The 19,219-nt window shown below is 61.7% G+C and carries 17 protein-coding genes and 1 pseudogene; 8 read left to right on the plus strand and 10 right to left on the minus strand.

Going from position 1 to position 19,219, the window contains the following annotated elements; genetic code table 11:
• Positions 1-4: 4 nt before the first annotated feature.
• The 7 genes from VVD49_RS03650 to VVD49_RS03680 all read right to left on the minus strand — a co-directional run bounded on the left by VVD49_RS03650 (position 5) and on the right by VVD49_RS03680 (position 7,031).
• Positions 5-1,141, minus strand: a complete 1,137-nt coding sequence (locus VVD49_RS03650; protein WP_327597767.1) for an ABC transporter permease — start codon at positions 1,139-1,141, stop codon at positions 5-7.
• Positions 1,142-1,209: 68 nt separating this feature from the next.
• Positions 1,210-1,872 (minus strand): HAD hydrolase-like protein, encoded by a 663-nt coding sequence (locus tag VVD49_RS03655; protein WP_327597768.1) that lies wholly within the window; start codon positions 1,870-1,872, stop codon positions 1,210-1,212.
• A gap of 7 nt (positions 1,873-1,879) precedes the next feature.
• Positions 1,880-2,821, minus strand: coding sequence for an ABC transporter ATP-binding protein (locus VVD49_RS03660; protein WP_327597769.1), 942 nt, complete (start codon positions 2,819-2,821; stop codon positions 1,880-1,882).
• On the minus strand, positions 2,818-3,783 hold the full coding sequence (locus tag VVD49_RS03665; RefSeq protein WP_327597770.1) for an HlyD family secretion protein: 966 nt from the start codon (positions 3,781-3,783) through the stop codon (positions 2,818-2,820). The genes VVD49_RS03660 and VVD49_RS03665 overlap by 4 nt, the downstream gene beginning before the upstream one ends.
• A complete protein-coding gene (locus tag VVD49_RS03670; protein ID WP_327597771.1) occupies positions 3,780-4,526 on the minus strand; it encodes a TetR/AcrR family transcriptional regulator in 747 nt (248 codons plus the stop codon). The genes VVD49_RS03665 and VVD49_RS03670 overlap by 4 nt, the downstream gene beginning before the upstream one ends.
• 90 nt (positions 4,527-4,616) lie before the next feature.
• Positions 4,617-5,711 carry a WD40 repeat domain-containing protein gene (locus tag VVD49_RS03675; RefSeq protein ID WP_327597772.1) on the minus strand — a complete coding sequence of 365 codons (1,095 nt, stop codon included), beginning with the start codon at positions 5,709-5,711 and terminating at the stop codon, positions 4,617-4,619.
• Positions 5,712-5,810: 99 nt separating this feature from the next.
• Positions 5,811-7,031, minus strand: a complete 1,221-nt coding sequence (locus VVD49_RS03680; RefSeq protein WP_327597773.1) for a citrate synthase family protein — start codon at positions 7,029-7,031, stop codon at positions 5,811-5,813.
• A gap of 362 nt (positions 7,032-7,393) precedes the next feature.
• Between VVD49_RS03680 and VVD49_RS03685 the strand changes: the two are divergent.
• Positions 7,394-8,653, plus strand: a pseudogene (locus VVD49_RS03685) (DUF2252 domain-containing protein).
• A 96-nt stretch (positions 8,654-8,749) separates the two neighbouring features.
• Complete coding sequence (locus tag VVD49_RS03690) at positions 8,750-9,556, plus strand: class I SAM-dependent methyltransferase (protein ID WP_327597774.1); 807 nt, start codon at positions 8,750-8,752, stop codon at positions 9,554-9,556.
• Positions 9,557-9,617: 61 nt separating this feature from the next.
• Here VVD49_RS03690 and VVD49_RS03695 read toward each other — a convergent pair whose 3' ends face one another.
• The gene (locus VVD49_RS03695) at positions 9,618-11,804 is read right to left on the minus strand and encodes a KAP family P-loop NTPase fold protein (RefSeq protein WP_327597775.1); all 2,187 of its coding nucleotides are present in this window, start codon (positions 11,802-11,804) and stop codon (positions 9,618-9,620) included.
• 197 nt (positions 11,805-12,001) lie between these two features.
• Between VVD49_RS03695 and VVD49_RS03700 the strand changes: the two genes are divergently transcribed.
• From VVD49_RS03700 to VVD49_RS03725, 6 genes are all read left to right on the plus strand, one after another.
• Positions 12,002-14,236, plus strand: a complete 2,235-nt coding sequence (locus tag VVD49_RS03700) for an FdhF/YdeP family oxidoreductase (RefSeq protein ID WP_327597776.1) — start codon at positions 12,002-12,004, stop codon at positions 14,234-14,236.
• Positions 14,237-14,239: 3 nt separating this feature from the next.
• Positions 14,240-14,491: a hypothetical protein gene (locus VVD49_RS03705; RefSeq protein ID WP_327597777.1), complete on the plus strand. Its 252-nt coding sequence runs from the start codon at positions 14,240-14,242 to the stop codon at positions 14,489-14,491.
• A complete protein-coding gene (gene fdhD / locus VVD49_RS03710) occupies positions 14,492-15,325 on the plus strand; it encodes a formate dehydrogenase accessory sulfurtransferase FdhD (protein WP_327597778.1) in 834 nt (277 codons plus the stop codon). It abuts the gene before it with no gap.
• An 81-nt stretch (positions 15,326-15,406) separates the two neighbouring features.
• Positions 15,407-15,643 carry a DUF2789 domain-containing protein gene (locus tag VVD49_RS03715; protein ID WP_327597779.1) on the plus strand — a complete coding sequence of 79 codons (237 nt, stop codon included), beginning with the start codon at positions 15,407-15,409 and terminating at the stop codon, positions 15,641-15,643.
• Between the two features lie 36 nt (positions 15,644-15,679).
• Positions 15,680-16,408: an alpha/beta fold hydrolase gene (locus VVD49_RS03720; protein WP_327597780.1), complete on the plus strand. Its 729-nt coding sequence runs from the start codon at positions 15,680-15,682 to the stop codon at positions 16,406-16,408.
• Positions 16,409-16,426: 18 nt separating this feature from the next.
• Positions 16,427-16,813, plus strand: coding sequence for a YkvA family protein (locus tag VVD49_RS03725; protein WP_327597781.1), 387 nt, complete (start codon positions 16,427-16,429; stop codon positions 16,811-16,813).
• Between the two features lie 63 nt (positions 16,814-16,876).
• On the opposite strand, the gene VVD49_RS03730 is transcribed toward VVD49_RS03725, so the two are convergent.
• Positions 16,877-18,520, minus strand: a complete 1,644-nt coding sequence (locus tag VVD49_RS03730; RefSeq protein WP_327597782.1) for a pectate lyase family protein — start codon at positions 18,518-18,520, stop codon at positions 16,877-16,879.
• Positions 18,521-18,849: 329 nt separating this feature from the next.
• Entirely contained in the window at positions 18,850-19,173 is a 324-nt protein-coding gene (locus VVD49_RS03735) for a low molecular weight protein tyrosine phosphatase family protein (protein ID WP_327597783.1), read from the minus strand.
• Between the last annotated feature and the right edge of the window lie 46 nt (positions 19,174-19,219).

The following is a 19,219-nucleotide window of genomic DNA, read 5'->3' on the forward strand; positions in this document are numbered from 1 at the left end:
GGCTTCAATCCAGTGTGCGCCGGAAACGCTTGAGTCCGACAGCCATCACGAGGGTCATGAAAAGCAGCAGCGGCCAGAGGTCGGTCCACAGCGCCACCACATCGTTGCCCTTGAGCATCACGCCACGGATCAACCGCAGGAAGTGCGTCAGCGGCAGCACTTCGCCGATCACCTGCGCCCACTGCGGCATACCGCGGAACGGAAACATGAAACCGGAGAGCAGGATGGAGGGAAGGAAGTAGAACATCGTCATCTGCATAGCTTGCGTCTGGTTGCGCGCAATGCTCGACATGGTGATGCCCAGCGTGAGATTGGTCGCGATGAAGATCAGCACACACAGCATGAGCAGGCTGAAGCTGCCGACAAAGGGCACATCGAACACGAAGCGCGCTGCCAGCAGGATCACCAGCACCTGCACGTAGCCGATGACGATGTAGGGCGCGATCTTTCCCGTCATCACTTCGACCGGCCGCACCGGCGTGGCGAGCAGATTCTCCATGGTGCCGCGCTCCACCTCGCGCGTGAGACCGAGCGCCGTCATCATGATCAGGGTCATGGTGAGAATGACGCCCATCAGCCCCGGCACGATGTTGTATTGCGTTATGCCATCCGGGTTGTAACGACGCTGGATGCGCCACTCGAATGGCGGCGGCCCGGGCTGCAGGCTTGCCAGCGGACCATTCATGTCGCGACGCAATGCTGTGCTCGCGAGCTGCTGCACGGCGCCGATGGCTGGCCCGGTCGCGGACGGATCGGTCGCATCAGCCTCGAGCAGCAGCGCCGGGCGTTCGCCACGTTGCAGGTCGCGCGCGAAACCGGCCGGGATAGTTACGGCAAACTGCACCTTGCCCTCGGCAAGCAGACGGCTCGCCTCCTCATCGCTGGCATCATTCTTGACGACGCGGAAGTAGTCGGAATTTTCCAGTGCACGTACCAGGCTGCGCGTGAAAGGCCCCTGCTCGTGCGCCACGATTACCGTCGGCAGATGCTTGGGGTCACCATTGATGGCGAAGCCGAACAATGCCATCTGGATGATGGGGATGCCGATCATCATTGCAAAGGTCAGGCGGTCACGCTTGAGCTGGATGAACTCCTTGAGCATGACGCCGACGAGGCGGGAGAGACTGAAGGTGGATGGCATGACTGAAGGATCCTTGCTCCGTCACGCCCGCGAACGCGGGAATGACGAGGAGCGGGGTTGATCGATGCTCACGAGCGACTGCCCTCGCACAACGGCACCAGCGCATGCAGCTCGGCCGTCGCCGCCAGCAGGTGCGCCGGCGCATGTGCGGCCAGCTCTTCGCGCGAACCGTAGCCCCACAACACCCCCGCTGCCGACAGCCCGTTACGATGTGCCGCGAGCATGTCGAACTCGCGGTCGCCGATCATCAGCGCGTGCTCAGTGACAATGCCACGCTCGCGCAGCTTCGCCATCTGTTCCCACTTCTCGATGTGGATGTCGCCGCCATCGACGAAGCTGAAGTGCCGGGCAATGCCGAACAGCTCGAGGATGCGCTGCGCGAAGTCAGCGCGCTTGGACGTGCACACCGCCATCGGCACACCCGTATCGGCGAGCGCCTGCAGCGCCTCGGCGATGCCGGGGTAGATCGTATTCTCGGCATAGCCCACGTCGGCATAACGCTCGCGATACTTGGCGACCAGCTCATGCAGGTGCGCCTCGTCGTCACGGCCGGTGTAGGCGCGGAAGCTGTGGAACAAGGGCGGGCCGATCCACGGCGATTGTGCGTCGCGCAGCAGCGGCGCGTAACCGTAGTGTTCGAGCGCGTAGTTGATGGAGCGGCCAATGCCCTCGATGGGGTCGCTGATCGTACCGTCGAGGTCGAAGAGGAGGAAGTCGTAGTGTTGTTTCATGTGAATCTCAAGCAAAGTTGTCTGTTGCGGTCTTCATCAGGTGGATGAATACATCCTCCAGCGAGGGCTCGCCTGTTGTCCAGCGCAGATCGCTGCGTGCCCGGTAAGGCGCAAGCGCGGCGTCGAGCGCGGCCGCATCGGTGCCATTCACATGCAGCGTGTTGCCGAAGCGCGTGACCATCGCCACCTGCGGCAGGGCTTCCAGTTCGTGCCCGAGAGCGCCGAGATCTGCGCCGCTGACATTGCGCGTGACGAAGTTGCTCTGCGCCACCAGCTCGGCCGGCGTGCCCATCGCCAGCAGCTTGCCGTAGGCGATGTAGCCGAGGCGGTGGCAGCGTTCGGCCTCGTCCATGTAGTGGGTCGACACCAGCACCGTCATGCCGCCTGCCGCTAGTTCGTGGATCTCGTCCCAGAAATCGCGACGCGCGCTCGGGTCGACACCTGCGGTGGGCTCATCGAGCAGCAACAATTCGGGCTCGTGCAGCATGCAGGCAGCGAGCGCCATGCGTTGCTTCCAGCCGCCGGAGAGCTTGCCGGCGAGCTGCTTCTGGCGACTGTCGAGGCCGAGGCGCGTGAGCGCCTGATCGACGCGTTCGCGGCGCCGGTCCATGCTGTACATGCGCGCGACGAAATCGAGGTTCTCGCGGATGGAGAGATCGTCATACAGGCCGAACTTCTGCGTCATGTAGCCGACGCGGCGCTTGATGTCGGCAGACTCCTTCACCACGTCCAGCCCCAGTGTGTGACCACTGCCGCCATCCGGCGTGAGCAGGCCGCACATCATGCGGATGCTGGTGGTCTTGCCCGAGCCGTTGGGGCCGAGGAAGCCGTAGATCTCGCCGCGCCGCACCTGCATCGAGAGGCCGTCAACGACGGTCTTCGTGCCATAGCGCTTGGTGAGCCCTTCGACGTCGATGACGATGTCGGGAGAAGCCTCGGCAACTTTCATTGCGCAGCTCCGAGGCGCACTTCGACGGGCTGACCAGGATGCAGGCGCGCGGCATCGGCCACGCTGGGCCAGGCCTCGACGAGGAACACGAGGCGTTCGCGATTCTCGCGGCTGTAGATGACCGGTGGCGTGAATTCGGCTTCGCGGGCGATGTAGCGGATCGTCGCTGGAATCGCGCCGTCGCAGCCATCGCATGTCACCTGCACGCGTGCGCCAGCCTTCACACGCGGCAGCATCACCTCGGGCACGAAGAAGCGCAGCTTGATTCCATCCGGCGCCAGCAGGCTGACGATGGGGCTGCCCGCGTTGACCCACTCGCCTTCGCGGTAGAGCGTGTCCTCGACGCGCGCAGCCACCGGCGACTTCAGGGATTTCTGGTCGACGCTCCACTGGCTTTGCGCGAGGGCTGCACGTGTGGCACGTGCTTCCGCAGCTGCGGCATCGCGTTCATCGTCACGCGCGGCGAGTCGTGCGCTGCGCAGGTCGGCTTCGAGCTGGCGCACTTGCGCAGCGTCGGCATCGCGCTTGGCAGTCAACGCGGACAAGGCATTGGGCGACACGAACTGCGCATCGGCCAGCTTCTGCTGACGCGCGAGATCGGCTTCGGACTGGCGCAAGGCCGCGCGCGCCGCCGCGATGCCAGCGTCGATTGCCGCCAGCTCGTCACGCCGCTTGCCCTTGGAGAGATCGGCCTGCTGCGCTTCAGCCTTGCTGACCTGGGCTTGCGCCTGCGCAACGGCGGCCACCTCGCGATCCGTGTCGAGCACGAACAGCGGCCTGCCGACAGCGACCTCGTCACCGCGCTGCACGGAGAGCTTCACGAGGCGACCAGCAAGCGGTGCCGCCACGCGCACGGGCTCGACTTCTACGTAGCCATTGATCAGATCCGGATCGCGTTTCTCGCAGGCCACCAGCGCCAGCGCCAGCGCGACGCATATCGCCATTGCATACCGTACGTTCATGATGCTTTCCTTTTTGCCTTGGGGGCACTCCCTGCTGCTGCGACCTTGCTTCGCTGCTTTGCCATGAATTGCAGACCCGCCCACGAGAATTCGACGACATGCGTGACGACCTCGTCGAGCCACTGCTCGCGCTGCAGGAAAGCGGGATTCAGGCGTTCGATCAGCGGCATGCCGACGCGATACATCATGCATTGCCCGACCACGCTGAGCATGGCGCGCAGCAGGACGTCAGACGTCGCTGCACTCTTCCCGTCAGCGGACAGGATCTCGCTGACGATGCCCATCAGCACCTGCGCCTGCGGTTTGGTGAAACGCTCGAACATCACATCCAGCGCAGCGGTCGGGCTGACGACTTCGCGCACCAGCAGCGGCCCGATACGCGAGGGCGATGTGGTATCGAGCATGCGATAGGCCAGTGCGCGCACCACGAAGGCGAAACGCTCTTTCAGTGGCAACCCAGGATCGGGCGGCGTCAGCGGCAGGTGCTCGATGGCCGCGTCCGCATGCTGCTGCAGCACGGCGAGGTAAAGGCCTTCCTTGCCACCGAAGTGATAGTTGATGGCTGAGAGGCGAATGCTGGCGCGCTCGGCAATGTCCTGCACGCGTGCGGAGCGAAAACCATGTTCGAGAAAGACCTCGGTCGCCGCATCCAGCAAGGCGCTGCGCGTTTCATGCCCGATGGCGTAGTTGGCCGGCGCGTTCTGCGCTGGCTGCTTGCCGGTTTGTTTGCTAGAGGAAGGCATGAGCTGAATATAGAAAATCTTTTCTAATTGTCTAGAAAAATTTTTCTAATTTCAAGTGGTGCCTGTTGCCGGTACTGGCAACATCAGCTTCTATTCAAATTTCCAGACGGTGATCTTGCCTTCACTTCCGACGGCAAAATACGGTCCGCCTCGCGCTGCCGAGACACTTCCAGCGCTAACGTCTATGCCTTGCAGCAGGCGCATATGCTGGTTATCCCATATTTTCACGCCGCTTCCGTCCGTACCGCCCTCCAGTAGATACCTGCCATCCGGGCTGAACGCCAACGAATAACGGCTAACCTGCTTGCCCCATTGCTCGCCACTTAGCTTGCGGCCGGTTGCAACCTCGAAGATGGCGAAATTGTCTGGCGCACCGGTGAATTGCCCGTGCCCACCATTCGCACCTCCATCCCAAGCGCGGCGTCCCGCGGCTGCCAGGCGCTTGCTGTCAGGACTCCATGACAACTGTCCGAAATGGAGAGCCATTGTCTCGGGGATGACGCGAACGGAGCCGGTATCTTCGGTGTTTACGATGCGGATCTCCTCGGTCTGGGAACCTGACGGTTGGAAGGAGGTGCCACCCATTGCAATCAGCGCCCCGTCCGGGCTGATTGCCAATGCGCTGGGGTAGAACGGTATCGTGCTCAGGCCGCGCTTGAGCGTCCAGTCCCGCGTTGAATAGATACACAGGGTGCATGCCGGCCGGTTCGGATTCCTCATCGTTGTACGGACCAGATACTGTCCGTCTGGAGTGAAGTCGATGGCCGAGCAGCCGCCGAGGATCGGGTCGCCGATGTCAGTGACAATAGCCCAGGTATCTGTACGCCAGACGCGTATCACGACTTCGCCTTTACCTCCATCGTGGCACGTCGCAAAATATGTGCCGTCGGGACTGAAGCGCATGGGTCTGGTCGTCAAACCACTGGAGGCACCTGCCGTCTTTTCGAGTTTCCGTACGACTCGCTTCTCTCGCCAGTTCCAGATGTTGATCGTTTCAAACGACGATGCCGCTGCAAGCAAGGTGCCGTCAGGGCTGAAGTCAAGGCCGCGCACCAGGATGGTTTCGTCCAGATCCACGACTCTTGATGCGACGTTGGTGTCCGGCGCGCACTGTGCTGCGGAGGCCCATGCAAGCGCGAAGAGAAGGAGGAAAGGGAGATTCGTGAGGGTACTTCTGTTGTGCATGAAATTACCTGCGAGGGGTTCTGACAGTCACGATCCGGCGGCATGCAAACAGGAATGATTTAGTCAAAGTATGCGCTTCAGCTGTGGAGTAGCCCTGCATCAGCGGTGTTTCATCTTGACAATTCGCCCAACTGGCATCGCTGCTGACGGACTCGGCAACTCACCGACATAGCTGGCACGCGGGCGGATCAAGGCACCCTGCTCCTGCTGTTCCAGCGCATGTGCCAGCCAGCCGACTGTGCGGCCCAAGGCAAAGATGATGCTGGCGCTGCCGCGCGGCAGACCCAGCGCACGCCGTAGTGCGACCAATGCCAGGTCGAGATTGGGCAGTTCGCCGCAACGTGCCTGCACCGCTCCGCACAGGGCGGCCAGCTCGGGCTGCACCGGCAGGCGCGCGAGGATGCTGGTGGCACGCGGGTCACCAGAGGGATACAGGCGATGGCCAAAGCCAGGCACGCTGCTGCGCGTTTCGAGGACGCGCGCCACGAGTGCGTCTGTCGTATCCGCCGCGAGCTGATCCCACAACACTTCGACGGCCTCGCTGGCCGCGCCATGACGTGGTCCGGATAGCGCCGCCAGCCCGCCCAGCACGGCAGCATGCAACTGCGCGTTCGTGGAGGCCACGACACGCGCCGCGAAGCTCGATGCGTTCAGCTCGTGGTCGGCACACAGCACCAGCGCGGCACGCAGGCTCGCAGCGCTCGCCGCATCCACGCCCCATGCGGTAGCACATTGTTCGTGCAGGGGCGCAGCCGAGACAGGTGTGTTCAGCAAGGCGGCCGCCATGCAGCGGACCAGTGTCGCACAACGCGCATGTCGTTCCGCTGGCGATGCCTCGTGCGGCAAGGGTGTCAGTTGTATCGCCATCGCAGGCAGGGCGGCCATGGCGCGTTCCAGCGGCGACGCTTCGGCGATCACTGGTGTATCGACATGCGGCGGCATGGATGCAAATGGAATTTCATCGCCACAGCCCCACAGCAATGCGGCGACCTCTTCCAGAGTACTGCTCTCCGCCAGCACGCTTGCGCGCTGCGCGCGGTACCACAGCTCACCGTCTGCAATCAGGCTGAGGGAGGATTCGAGAACGGGTAGACCGAAGTCCAGGCTGCGCCGCGCCGCCGCGCGTGGCTTGCGCCCCTGCACCGCCCGCAAGGCAAGCCGCTCCACTTCGGCACGCGCATAGACGCTGCCACGGCCAGCTGGCGCAGCGTGCGCGCGCAACAGTCCACGGCTAACGTAGCTGTAGAGGGTCTGGCGGGTTACGCCAAGCAGCTGCGCCGCCGCGCTGGCGTCAAGGAATCGTGGGCCGGTTGATCGCATGGCGCCATCATCGCACCCACGCATCGCCGCAGCCAGCTTGATCCGGCCAATCAAGCTTGACTGCGACGGAACCTGCGATGGAACCAGCCAGGGCGACTTGCTATCCAATGCTGGTGGTATTCAATGAGTTCATGCCTCACGAGGAGATGACCATGGCCGTCGCGAAACTGGATGCGGGTATCGACAATAGCTACCGACAGATGCTGGCGGCCGACGAGGAGATGGAGCTGCTCGAAAGTTTCACCGCCAAACGTCCTTCGCTCGATGAGCGACTGAGCGCCGGCCGGGCGCTTCGGCAAGGCGTGCCGCGCACGTCGCACGCGAACTACGCACCCGCCCCCAAGCGGCCAGATCCGATCTCCATGCTGGAGAAGCAGAACCGCACGCGCGTGCAGAAACTGGTGCCGGTGCGCTTCGGCCGCATGCTGACCTCGCCCTTTGCCTTCCTGCGCGGCTCGGCCACGGTGATGGCCAATGACCTGTCGAACACGCCGGTCACCGGCCTGCCCGTGGCGGCTTGCGGCGACATGCACGTCGCCAACTTCGGGCTGTTCGGCTCGGCCGAGCGCAACCTCATTTTCGCCATCAATGATTTCGACGAGATCCATCCTGGCCCGTGGGAGTGGGACCTCAAGCGCCTCGCCGCCAGCGCCGCAGTCGCCACCGTGTTCATGGGCGAGAACCGCAACGCGGCAAGGCTGGCAGCGCGAAAGGTGGTGGAAAGCTACCGCCAGCGCATCCGCCGCTATGCGGAGATGGGCTTCCTGCAGGTCTGGTACGACTGCATCGACGAGCAGCGGATTCTCGAATCCGTCTCGCCCCTGCAACGCAACTCGGCCGAGCGCCTGATGAGCAAGGCGCGCGCGCGTGGTCACATCCGCACGCTCGACCAGATGACGGAACAGGTCGACGGTGAGCACCGCATCGTTGAAGACATTCCGCTGATCGTGCGCGAGACGAAAATCAACTCCGGCATCGACGCCAAGGTGGCGCTCGATCGCATGCTGACCTCTTATCTCGAATCGATCACGCACGACCGCAAGCGCCTGCTGTCGCGCTATCGCATCGTCGACTCGGCGCGCAAGGTCGTCGGCGTCGGCAGCGTCGGTACGGGCTGCTGGGTCATCCTGCTGGAAGGACTGGATCACCGGGACCCGCTCTTCCTGCAGGTAAAGGAAGCCCAGCCCTCGGTGCTGGCGCCGTATGTCGATGCCAAGCTGGCGGTCACCAACCAAGGGCGCCGCGTGATCATCGGGCAGCGCCTCACGCAGGGCTCGCCGGACATCTTTCTCGGCTGGGGCGAAGTCGGCAAAACGCACTTCTACGTACGCCAGCTGGCCGACATGAAGGGCGGGCTCAAGCTCGCGAGCGACGACCGCGACCAACGCGACAGCTTCCCCGCCTACTGCGCGCTGTGCGGCTGAGCGCTGGCACTGGCGCATGCAAAATCCGGCGACCCGGCCATGATCGCTGGCTACTGCGGCAGCGGCGAAGTGCTGGACGAAGCCATTGCGGAATTCGCCATGAGCTACCTCGACCAGACGGAAAGAGACTACGAGGCACTGCGCGCGGCGCGACAAAGCGGGCGCATCCAGGTCAGCGACGAGGTCGTGGCGGATTGAACTTCGCAGCTGAATGAACTTGATCTACTCGATCAAGATTGACGCTGCGTAGCGTGGAGTTCTCCAATGGGCACTCACCCATCACGGAGAGATGCCATGGACATGTCCGCACGCAACATCGATTTCGGCCGCACCGCCGACGACTACCGCCGCCATCGCGCCGGCTTCCCCGACTCGCTGTTCACACGCCTTGCCGTGCATGGCGTCGGCATTGCCGGACAACGCTTGCTCGACATCGGCACCGGAACGGGCAGCCTCGCGCGCGGCTTCGCCAGACGCGGCTGTCAGGTGACTGGCCTCGACCCATCGACGAATCTCACCGCACAGGCACGTGAACTGGATGGTGAAGCCGGCGTGAACATCGACTACGTGACCTCGCGCATCGAAGACAACACCTTGCCCGATGCCAGCTTCGACATCGTCAGTGCCGGCCAGTGCTGGCACTGGTTCGACCGCCCGCGCGCCGCCGCGCAATGCTTCCGGTTGCTCAAGCCGGGCGGCATCGTGCTGTGCACGAATTTCGACTGGCTGCCAGCGCCCGGCAGCGTAGTCGAGGCGACCGAGAAGCTGATCCTCGAGCACAACCCGGCATGGACGGCACACAGCGGCCACGGCATCCACTACAAGGAATTCGCCGACCTCACCGGCGCCGGCTTCCACGCGCTGCAATCGTTCAGCTTCGACGAGGATGTGCCTTACACGCACGAAAGCTGGCGCGGGCGGATTCGGGCGAGTGCGGGGATTGCGGCGAGCTTGCCTGCGGACGCAGTGGCGCGATTCGATGCGGCGCATGCAGAGATGTTAGTAGCTCGCTTTCCACAGGAGACCTTGCTGACGCCGCATCGGATATTCGCACTAGTCGGACGAAAACCATATGGCGATGGCGAGCCACGTAGGGCGTAGTGCAAACTGCACGGCAGGTCGTCAGATATTAGGCGGAGTATCACTTCACGACCGATGCTCGTTACGATCCAGCAGGCAAGAGAACAGCACATACAAGCAGTTGCCGATCAGCATAGGTATCAAGTACATCATCGGAAATAGCGCTTTTGATGTGCTCAGGGATCCCCGCAGTAAATCCAGACACGTCATGCTGAATAAGCTTCAAATGGTGCTGTTCTCGCTCATCCAAGGTTTGTTGGAGTAACCACTCACACACGAATAGAATTCCCATCCAACCACGCACTTCTTCAAGCGTCGCTCCCTCTTTCAGCGCCAAGTGCTTGAGAAGTATCCACGCCTGTTTCATGCGCCATAGCAACCGTGGGTTTGCGAATCCGCAACCATTGGCGTAGTCCGCGAACATCTCTGGCTCCTCCGCAAACTGCGCGAGGTATTTCTTCTCGATGAATGCCGATTGTGGTGAAACTCCGAGTGTCTCCGAAGGATGTGCACCGCTATTGGTCGGCCCGTGCGTATTCGCAGTTGGAGAAAGGATGTCCTTTGCCTTTTCAGCCCCTTCGTGGTCCCCGGGCTTAGCAATCTCAGCAGAGTCCTTGAATATTTCGGTTAGAACGAATTTCTTGATCTGTGCATGACTCACGGCAGGCAGAGTAACTACCACCTGGAATACCTTGGCAAGGAAGTCCCGCGCCACTAGTGCAGGCTCTCTACCTGTCTGAGCAAACTGATCGTAATGCTTCTCCACCGCTGCGAATGCCATTCGCTCATCAATCGCCACTAGCGTGATGACTCGAGAAACATCCGCGACTAGCCGCACAGCATCGAAGACTTCCTTAACGGTCTTCGGCGTACAGCGGTCAAGGTCATCGACGATGAGTAACAAATAATTTTCTTGTGACTGTGCGTCATCTCCTAGACGCAAACCGCATAGCTGCCGCAGAGTGCGATGAATCTCGCTTAGTAATCCGAGTTGCGCCGTGTAATCCGGCAAGCGTAATTTGCCAACATAGTCCTTCACATTAAGCCTGTTGAACCATTGCGTCAGATTCTCCGCGACAAACTTCTTCACGCTGATTAGCGCAGTGAAAATGGTTCCCACAGTCGTAAGAGGAATTGCAGCCCACCAAGATATTGACCAAGGGCTGTTCACGGGCAGCAAGATCATCGAAAATGCGGCCAGCATTGCCAAGATTGGCAACCAAACTGGCAAACTGGTCTCGATCCATACACGAATGCGTAACCAACGTGTCCGGCCGAAACGCATGTCTCGCTGAACTGCCGCAACTTCTCCCGCATGCCGTTTCTTGACCATCTTCCAAGCTAAAGCGAGTTGCTCGCTATAAGACAAACCTGTCGTCAATGCTTCGACCACTACCTGCGCCAGTGCCGCCGCCAAGTTATCGGCTTTCTCGTGCTGCCATGCGTTGAATTCGGCGACCTTCACCCTAGGTCTACCCTTGGAATGGGCTTCGACAAGACGTTTTCGTAAGAAGTCTATCTGCGACGATTTTCCGCTTCCCCAGTGCCCAAATAGCCCAATGCAGAATGGACGAACGTTATTCCGTTCAAGAAGCATGTGTTCTAGTGCGTCAGTCAGCTTGTTGCGATCAAGTTCGTCACGTTCCGCGACGGCGTCCGAAGAAGCCGTTGGGAGAGTTGCACGGAACAATTGACTTGCGACCACCGCTTCCGGGTGGCCACTTAATGTCTCGGACTTTCTGGCGCTAGGCTTCGGATCGGGCTTTCTGGCAGCTCGCTTGGGAGTAGCTTTAGGCGGAGATGATGTTGAGGCACGAGCAGAAAGAACGGTGTCATCAAGCTGGATCCTTGCCTGGCCTGTACTCACATCCGGGAAGAGTCGCTGGATCACTGCAAAAGCAGCTTCCACTCCAGCACCCCAGTGGTCCCAGTCTAGTTCGACCGAAGAGAGACTGCGGAGCGACTCTGGAGCTATTGCTCCTGCGAACAAAACAGGAATTACAAAGATCGTTTCGTCTTTTGCCCGTAGAACCCGCCTGAAGAACTCCCACTTCTCCTCCTGCCACCTCTCAGTTATGAGAGCAAGGCATATCGTCCGCGCTGCAGGAAGGAAGAGTTGAGACGAAGACTCCGTCCACTCAACAACGGATGAGGGGTCGTAACGCCGCGCTAAGTCGCTCCATAGTCTGTGCCCTGCTTTTTCGTCTTGCGAAAAATAAAAAACGGCAATCGTGCCCATCGCAGATTGCGGCTCCATGGTTAGAGACATCTAGCGGCTCCTAGAGAAAGAGGCCCTCGGCTTGGGCGGTGTGCCTAGGCACTGAATATGATAATCATCCCATCAGACGGCATATACCGTTTGGAATATGCGCCGCAGACATTTGAGAGGTGTGCAAATAACGTATTGCCCTCCCGATCCTGCCGCCGGACAATCAACGTTCGATCAAAGCGCGCCAGAGCCAAGCCATGAGCAGCAAACGCATCGCCTACTACCCCAAACCCGCCGGCGGCCTTGATGCATTGAAGGCCTCGCTGGCCGCGTTGCAGGGGCAGGGCATCGTGGCCAAGGGTTTTGCAACGCTGAGCCACGCCAATCAGCCGACGGGCTTCGACTGCCCGGGCTGTGCCTGGCCGGACCGCAATCACCATTCGAGCTTCGAGTACTGCGAGAACGGCGTGAAAGCCGTTGCTGCGGAAGCGACGAGCCACCGCGTCACGCCCGCCTTGTTCAATGGTGCGACGGTGACCGAGCTGATGGCGCAGGACGATTACACGCTGGAGTCGCATGGCCGCCTGACCGAACCGATGCGCTACGACGCGGCGACGGATCGTTACGTGCCGGTGGCGTGGGCCGAGGCATTCGCGCTGGTGGCGCAACACCTCAATGCCCTGCCCTCGCCCGACGACGCAATCTTCTACACCTCGGGTCGCACTTCGAACGAGGCGGCCTTCCTCTACCAGTTGTTCATCCGCGAGTTCGGCACGAACAATCTGCCGGACTGTTCGAACATGTGCCACGAGCCTTCGGGGGTCGGCATGCGGCCACAGATCGGCGTGGGCAAGGGCACGGTGACGCTGGACGATTTCACCAAGGCCGATGCGATTTTCATCTTCGGCCAGAACCCCGGCACCAACCACCCGCGGATGCTTGGTGAGTTGCGCGAGGCGTCGAAGCGCGGCTGCAAGATCGTCGTCTTCAATCCGCTGCGCGAGCGCGGGCTGGAGCGTTTTGCCGACCCGAAGAATCCGGTCGAGCTGATGGGTGGCGAGACGAAGATCGCGTCGCAGTACTACCAGCTGCGCATCGGTGGCGATCTCGCTGCAGCGAAGGGGCTGATCAAGGCCGTACTGGAACAGGGCGCGCAGGATCGCAAGTTCATCGCCGAGCATACGGAGGGCTTCGAGAGCTTCATGCAGGGCGTGCTGGACGAACCGTGGGCGGACATCGAAGCGGCGAGTGGCCTGTCGCACAGCCAGCTGCTGGAAGCGGCGCGCATCTACATCACCAGCAATGCGACGATATGCACGTGGGGTATGGGCATCACCCAACACAAGCATTCGGTGGCGACGATACAGATGCTGGTGAACCTGCTGCTGGTGCGCGGCAATATCGGCAAGCCGGGTGCAGGCGCCTGCCCGGTGCGTGGCCACTCCAACGTGCAGGGCGACCGCACGATGGGCATCTACGAGAAGCCGGCCGAGGCCTTTCTCGACAAGCTCGGCAAGGCCTTCGATTTCGAGCCGCCACGCGAGCATGGGTATGACGTGGTCGCAGCCATCGAGGCGATGGCGCGCGAGCCGGGCAAGGTGTTCTTCGCCATGGGCGGCAACTTCGCGGCCGCTACGCCGGATACGGAAGCGACCTGGGCGGCGCTGCGCAATTGCGCGCTGACCGTGCATGTGACGACGAAGCTGAACCGCTCGCACCTCGTGCATGGCAAGGAGGCGCTGATCATGCCCTGCCTCGGCCGCACCGAGATCGACCAGCAGGCGGCCGGGCCGCAAGGCGTCACTGTCGAAGATTCCATGAGCATGGTGCACATCTCGCTGGGCATGAATGCGCCGGCATCGCCGCAGCTCATGTCGGAACCCGCCATCGTCGCCCACCTCGCAGCAGCGACACTGACTCGCAGCAAGACACCCTGGCTGTGGCTGGTCGAGGACTACAGCCGCATCCGCGACAAGATCGCCGAGGTCGTCGACGGCTTTGCGGATTTCAATGCACGGCTGAAAGCGCCCGGCGGGTTCTATCTCGGCAATAGCGCGCGCGAGCGCAACTGGCAGACGCTCAACAATCGGGCGCAGTTCAAGTCGCATCGCCTGCCGGAGGAGGAAGCTGCCAACCAGTTGTTCAAGTTGATGACCGTACGCAGCCACGACCAGTACAACACCACCGTGTATGGCATGGACGACCGCTACCGCGGCGTTTGGGGGCACCGCCGTGTGTGCTTCATCAACCGCGACGACCTGATCAAGCTCGGCTTCGGCGCAGGCCAGTGGGTGGACATGACCAGCGTGTGGGCCGATGGCGAGCGCACGGCCAGACGCTTCCTGCTGGTGCCCTATGACATCCCCGCTGGCTGCCTCGCCAGCTACTTCCCGGAAACCAATGCGCTGGTGCCCTTGTCTGCCTTCGCAGACGAGGCGCGCACGCCGGCATCGAAATCGATCCCGGTGCGCCTGTCTTTGCACGTGGAGTGAGCCATGCAGGAAGCCGCCGCACTGTTGAGCTTGTTGCAGGGTGAGGATGGCCTGTCGATTCACAAGGCCTGCAAGAAGCTGGGGCTGTCGATGAGCGAGATGATGCGTCTTTTGGCCTTGCTGGGTGACGACGCGAGCTTGGGCGGTCTGAATCTTGTCGAACAACGCAAGGACGGCGCACGCACGTTGCTGTGCCTCAATGCGCGTGGCCGTGGTGCGCTTGCTGCCGCACTCGCCGATTCTCAGGGTAGATGAATGATGAAGCCTGAAGATTTTCCGGAGACCGGTCTGCTTGAAGCGCTGCACGTTGGCCATGTCTCGCTCCCGGCGCAACGCATCGACGCTCGTGGTTGCACGACGACAACTGAATGGGTGGCGGAAGAGCTGCCCGTGGCGCTGTGCTACAACGACGTGTCGCATGCGGTGATGATGGCCTCGCCCGGCGACCTGGAGGATTTCGCCATTGGCTTCTCCTTGTCTGAGGGCATCGTCGAACATGCGGCCGAGATTACTGACATCACGCAGCACGTCTCGCCGCAAGGCATCACGCTGGCATTGCGCATCACCGAACGGCGCATGACGGCCTTGCGTGAGCGCCGGCGAGCGCTCACCGGCCGCACGGGTTGCGGCCTGTGTGGCGCGGAATCGCTGGAGCAAGCCATTCGCCCGGTCACGCACGTCACGGCCGACTTTGTGGCCACACCGGCCATGATCCGCGAGGGCTTCGCCGAGCTGGCCCGCCAACAGGTGCTCAATCACGCTACGGGTGCGGCGCATGCCGCGGCCTTGTTCGACGGCCAGCACAGTCTGGTGCGTGAAGACATCGGCCGACACAACGCGCTCGACAAGCTGATCGGTGCCATGCAGCGCAGTGACCTCAATACGGGCATCCTGTTGGTGACCTCACGTGCTTCCTACGAAATGGTGCACAAGGCAGCCAGTGCAAACATCGGCCTGCTGGCTGCAATTTCGGCACCAACCTTGCTGGCCATTGAACTGGCACAGACGGCAAGCATCACGCTCGTGGGTTTTGCGCGCGGAGAGAGCCTGACCTGCTACACACAAGGGCGCGTGCGGCTGCTGTCATGAAACGCGTGCAAGCTGCGCGTCAGGATCAGGCGGCAAGGTCTACGCTGCAGGGTACCGTTGAAATTCTCACAGGGAGTCATCATGGAAACGACCGAACATTCTTTCGCCAATCTGTTTGCCCAGCTTGGGCTGGCCAACGACGAGGAGTCGATCCAGGCCTTCATCCAGGAGCATTCACCCCTGCATGACAGCATCGATCTGCACTGCGCGCCGTTCTGGACGGTGGCGCAGGCAAACATGATCCGCGAGAGCCTCAAGGCAGACTCCGACTGGGCCATTGCCGTAGACCAGCTGAACGTGAGCCTGCGGGCGCGTTGATTGCTGACTGGCACTGGTTATCTCCAAGGAGTTGCCATGAGCCAGAAACCTGAAGAATTGTTGCCGCTCGTACTGCTGCCCGGCCTGGTGTGCGATGCGCGCATGTGGGCCCCCCAGGTCGCCGGGCTCGCGGATATTGCGAGCACCTCGGTGGGCGACCTGAGCGTCGCCGACAATATGGAGGCACTGGCCGCATCGGTGCTCCAGCGCGCACCTGCCGGCAGTTTCGCGTTGGCGGGTCTGTCGATGGGTGGCTACGTCGCGCTCGAGATCATGCGCCAGGCGCCGGAACGCGTGCTGGGGCTCGCCCTGCTCGACACGACGGCACGCCCCGACACGCCGGAATCCACCGGCAACCGGCACAAGGCGATGGCGCGCGCCGAGAACGATTTCACCGGCGTGCTCACCGACTTGCTGCCCAAGCTGATTCACCCCGACCAGTTGCATGACAAATCCATCACCGACGTGCACATGCAGATGGGTGCGGATGCGGGCAAGGACGTGTTCAAGCGACAGCAAACAGCCATCATCGGCCGCATCGACAGCCGGCCGACACTGTCGCGCATCCGCTGTCCGACGCTGGTGCTCTGTGGCCGGGAAGATCTCATTACGCCCGTCGAAGTCCATGAAGAGATGGCGGCGGGCATTCGTGGCTCCACCCTGCAGCTGATCGCCCGTTGCGGCCATCTGTCGACGCTGGGGCGCCCCGCCGACGTCACGGCAGCCATGCGGCGCTGGCTGTCCAGCCTGCCTGCTGCAGACTGAGTACCGCTCCTCGTTCGCGTGGCGATCTTCAGGTCCCTCCGCGCCTGGGCGCGCCGCCTCAAGCTCGACGCGCTGACACTGTGGTTCGCCTGGCGCCACCCGCTGACGCCACGCTGGATCAAGGGGCTTTGTCTGTTCGTAGTGGCCTATGCCCTGAGCCCGATCGACCTGATCCCCGATTTCGTCCCGATACTTGGCTATCTCGACGATGCCATCGTACTGCCAGCGTTGATCTGGCTGGCGCTGCGCCTGCTGCCGCCGCGCGTCTTGCAGACCTGCCGCGCACAGGCGCAGGAATGGGCCGAGCGTCATTTGCGCAGGCCGCGCATGTGGGCGGGAGCAGCACTGGTCGTACTGGTATGGCTTATTGCGCTGTGGCTTTGCTGGCGCTGGTGGCAGGGTTGAGTGGGTGTCGGAAAAGAAAAAACCCTGCCGCTGGGCAGGGTTTTTTGGGCTGATGTACGAACCTCAGATCTTGCCGACACCAGCATTGGCGGGCACGGTCGTCGCCAGGCTGCCAGTGCCATCCAGCGTGTAGCTGTAGTACGCGGAAGGGGTTGCAGTAGGCGCGCCACTTGTTGCGCCGGGCGCCATCCACGGGGTGCTGCTCCAGGTAACGCCAGTCGTCGATACGCTGCTCATGTCCAGCGCGCTGCCATTGAGCACGTTGCCCGCTCCGAATGCGTAGGCTGAACAATATTCGGTCCACATCCCCGACAGTGCCGCGCAAGGCGTGACCTTGCTGGTGCTGGAGGAGCCGCTATACACGAGGCTCGCCGTCGCGCCCGTCACATCCACCACGTTGTTCTCGACATAGAGTTTGGCACCCTGACCGGCCACCCAGGCTGCCGAGAACGGATAGTTGGTAGCGTTGGTATCACCCTTGAAGTAGTTGTTATAGACGTGAACCATGCCGTAACGCACGCGCGGCTGACGCTGGCGCAGATTCTTGAAGTAGTTGTGATGGAAGGTGACTTTCAGCGCAGCTGGATTCTCCGCGGCAAGTGCAGCCGTGTCGGTGCCGCCCAGCAGCATCGATTTGTCATGGTCGTGGTAGTAGTTGTTCGACAAGGTCACGTAGTTGGCATTCTTCGTGACGTCGGAGAGACCGTCATGATGCTGGACGTGATACAGCAGGGCGTTTGCAGCGCTGCCGTAGTCGGTGCCCGCGTAAGTTTCGTTGAATGGGGAGGGATAGTTGGCGTCGTAGCGCGTGCCGCTGCCATCACTGAACTCGTTATGGTCGATCAAGACATGAGTGGCGTACATCACCGACACATTGTCATAGGCCGAATTCCAGCGACCCGTCGACGAGTCGGTCGGATCCCACTGCGGGAAGAAGTCGAAGGCATCCTCGAATGCAATGTTGCGGATGACCACATTGTCGACCGGACTGCTGCTGGAGCTACCGACCACGAGATTGCCGTTGATGATCTTTGCCGTGCTGCCCACGCCAATGATCGAGGTGTTCGACGGAATCGAGACGTAAACGACCTTCTTCTGCTGTGTGGCGTAACAAGCGCGTGCGGTTTCCGGCGCGCCACTCACTGTCGTGTTGGAGCCGATAGGCTGGGCCGAGGTGCCCCACACACTGGGCTTGAACGCTGCATAGTAGGCCGTCCACATGGCGCTCGCCGTGCCGTAGGTGCTGGCGCCGGAACAACTTGCCGCGGTCGCATAGGTCACGTAATTGTCTTCTGTCAGCTCGGTCAGCGCCTTGTTGACGTTGAGGCTGATCGTGCCCGACACGTAGATGATTTTCTTGCTGCTATCGAGCGTGCCGCTGACGCTGCCATCGTTGTTGATGGTGGCCGCGTTGCCATACAGCGCCTGGATGAATTCGTTGCGGTTGGTGACCGTGTAGGTCTTGCCGGCTGTTGCGCCCTCGCCACCCGTCGTACCGGCAGTGCCAAGATTGTTTGTCCCGTACGCGTGCCAACCGAGGGTGGCCACGGCGCCCGTGCTGGACGCAGATGAAGAAGTGGAGCTGCTTGACGAGCTGGCAGGCACGCTCGACGCAGACGAACTTCCACCACCGCCTCCACCACCGCACGCAGACAGCAAGGCAACGACCGCGAGTGCGGTCAGACTCTCTCGAACCAACATTGTCATCTCCATCTCTCCATGGCCGCCATTCGGGGTTGGCGATCCGCGGGCGCAGTCTAGCGGTTTTCCGGATGCCGCCAATAGCGAATTTGGCAAAATTGACAAGCTAGTTAACGGTCGATGTGATACCGGTAACACTGTGCACTGCAGCATCCCGCAGCGAGACCCGCGCCGGCATTGAAGATGGCGTCAGGCAAGGCAGGAAAGGCTTGGCGGAGTGCGCTTTCGGCAAAATTGCCAACATGTGTGACTTCGCGCACAAGGCGTCAGATTGACGGGCGCGCGGAACAGCAACCGTGCTCCGTCAGGGCAGTCAGGGCCAGGCCGACTGCCTCTCAAGACAGGAAGCGGCTAACCTTGATCTCCAGCAAGCGGATGAGCTCGGGATCCATGAACGCGTAGTTGTCCGGGATGTCGAGGCAGACGATGCGTTTGCCGCCGAGATGCGCGCGGAAGCGCCGCGAGAGCTTGTTGCGATGAGCCTTCTCCATCACGAAGATGAGATCGGCCCATTGCAGCAGCTCGGCTGTCAGCGGCTCTTCGGCATCGTGATTGGTGCCGGCAGAGGCGGTTTCAATACCGGGATAGTCGGCGAAGACCTGCTCGGCAGTCGGACTGCGCAACTTGTTCTGACTGCAAATGAAAAGGACGTTCTTCAAACGGAAACGTCCATCAGCGGCAGGCGAAATACGGCTTGCTGCCGCC

This window comes from Uliginosibacterium silvisoli (genome assembly GCF_036017035.1).
In the GTDB taxonomy this organism is placed as follows: domain Bacteria; phylum Pseudomonadota; class Gammaproteobacteria; order Burkholderiales; family Rhodocyclaceae; genus Viridibacterium; species Viridibacterium silvisoli.

Bases quoted from the DNA above. Each gene is read 5' to 3' on its own strand.
- VVD49_RS03650 (WP_327597767.1), bottom strand. From the start codon at position 1,141: ATGCCATCCACCTTCAGTCTCTCCCGCCTCGTCGGCGTCATGCTCAAG.
- VVD49_RS03655 (WP_327597768.1), bottom strand. From the start codon at position 1,872: ATGAAACAACACTACGACTTCCTCCTCTTCGACCTCGACGGTACGATC.
- VVD49_RS03660 (WP_327597769.1), bottom strand. From the start codon at position 2,821: ATGAAAGTTGCCGAGGCTTCTCCCGACATCGTCATCGACGTCGAAGGG.
- VVD49_RS03665 (WP_327597770.1), bottom strand. From the start codon at position 3,783: ATGAACGTACGGTATGCAATGGCGATATGCGTCGCGCTGGCGCTGGCG.
- VVD49_RS03670 (WP_327597771.1), bottom strand. From the start codon at position 4,526: ATGCCTTCCTCTAGCAAACAAACCGGCAAGCAGCCAGCGCAGAACGCG.
- VVD49_RS03675 (WP_327597772.1), bottom strand. From the start codon at position 5,711: ATGCACAACAGAAGTACCCTCACGAATCTCCCTTTCCTCCTTCTCTTC.
- VVD49_RS03680 (WP_327597773.1), bottom strand. From the start codon at position 7,031: ATGCGATCAACCGGCCCACGATTCCTTGACGCCAGCGCGGCGGCGCAG.
- VVD49_RS03690 (WP_327597774.1), top strand. From the start codon at position 8,750: ATGGACATGTCCGCACGCAACATCGATTTCGGCCGCACCGCCGACGAC.
- VVD49_RS03695 (WP_327597775.1), bottom strand. From the start codon at position 11,804: ATGTCTCTAACCATGGAGCCGCAATCTGCGATGGGCACGATTGCCGTT.
- VVD49_RS03700 (WP_327597776.1), top strand. From the start codon at position 12,002: ATGAGCAGCAAACGCATCGCCTACTACCCCAAACCCGCCGGCGGCCTT.
- VVD49_RS03705 (WP_327597777.1), top strand. From the start codon at position 14,240: ATGCAGGAAGCCGCCGCACTGTTGAGCTTGTTGCAGGGTGAGGATGGC.
- fdhD (WP_327597778.1), top strand. From the start codon at position 14,492: ATGATGAAGCCTGAAGATTTTCCGGAGACCGGTCTGCTTGAAGCGCTG.
- VVD49_RS03715 (WP_327597779.1), top strand. From the start codon at position 15,407: ATGGAAACGACCGAACATTCTTTCGCCAATCTGTTTGCCCAGCTTGGG.
- VVD49_RS03720 (WP_327597780.1), top strand. From the start codon at position 15,680: ATGAGCCAGAAACCTGAAGAATTGTTGCCGCTCGTACTGCTGCCCGGC.
- VVD49_RS03730 (WP_327597782.1), bottom strand. From the start codon at position 18,520: ATGACAATGTTGGTTCGAGAGAGTCTGACCGCACTCGCGGTCGTTGCC.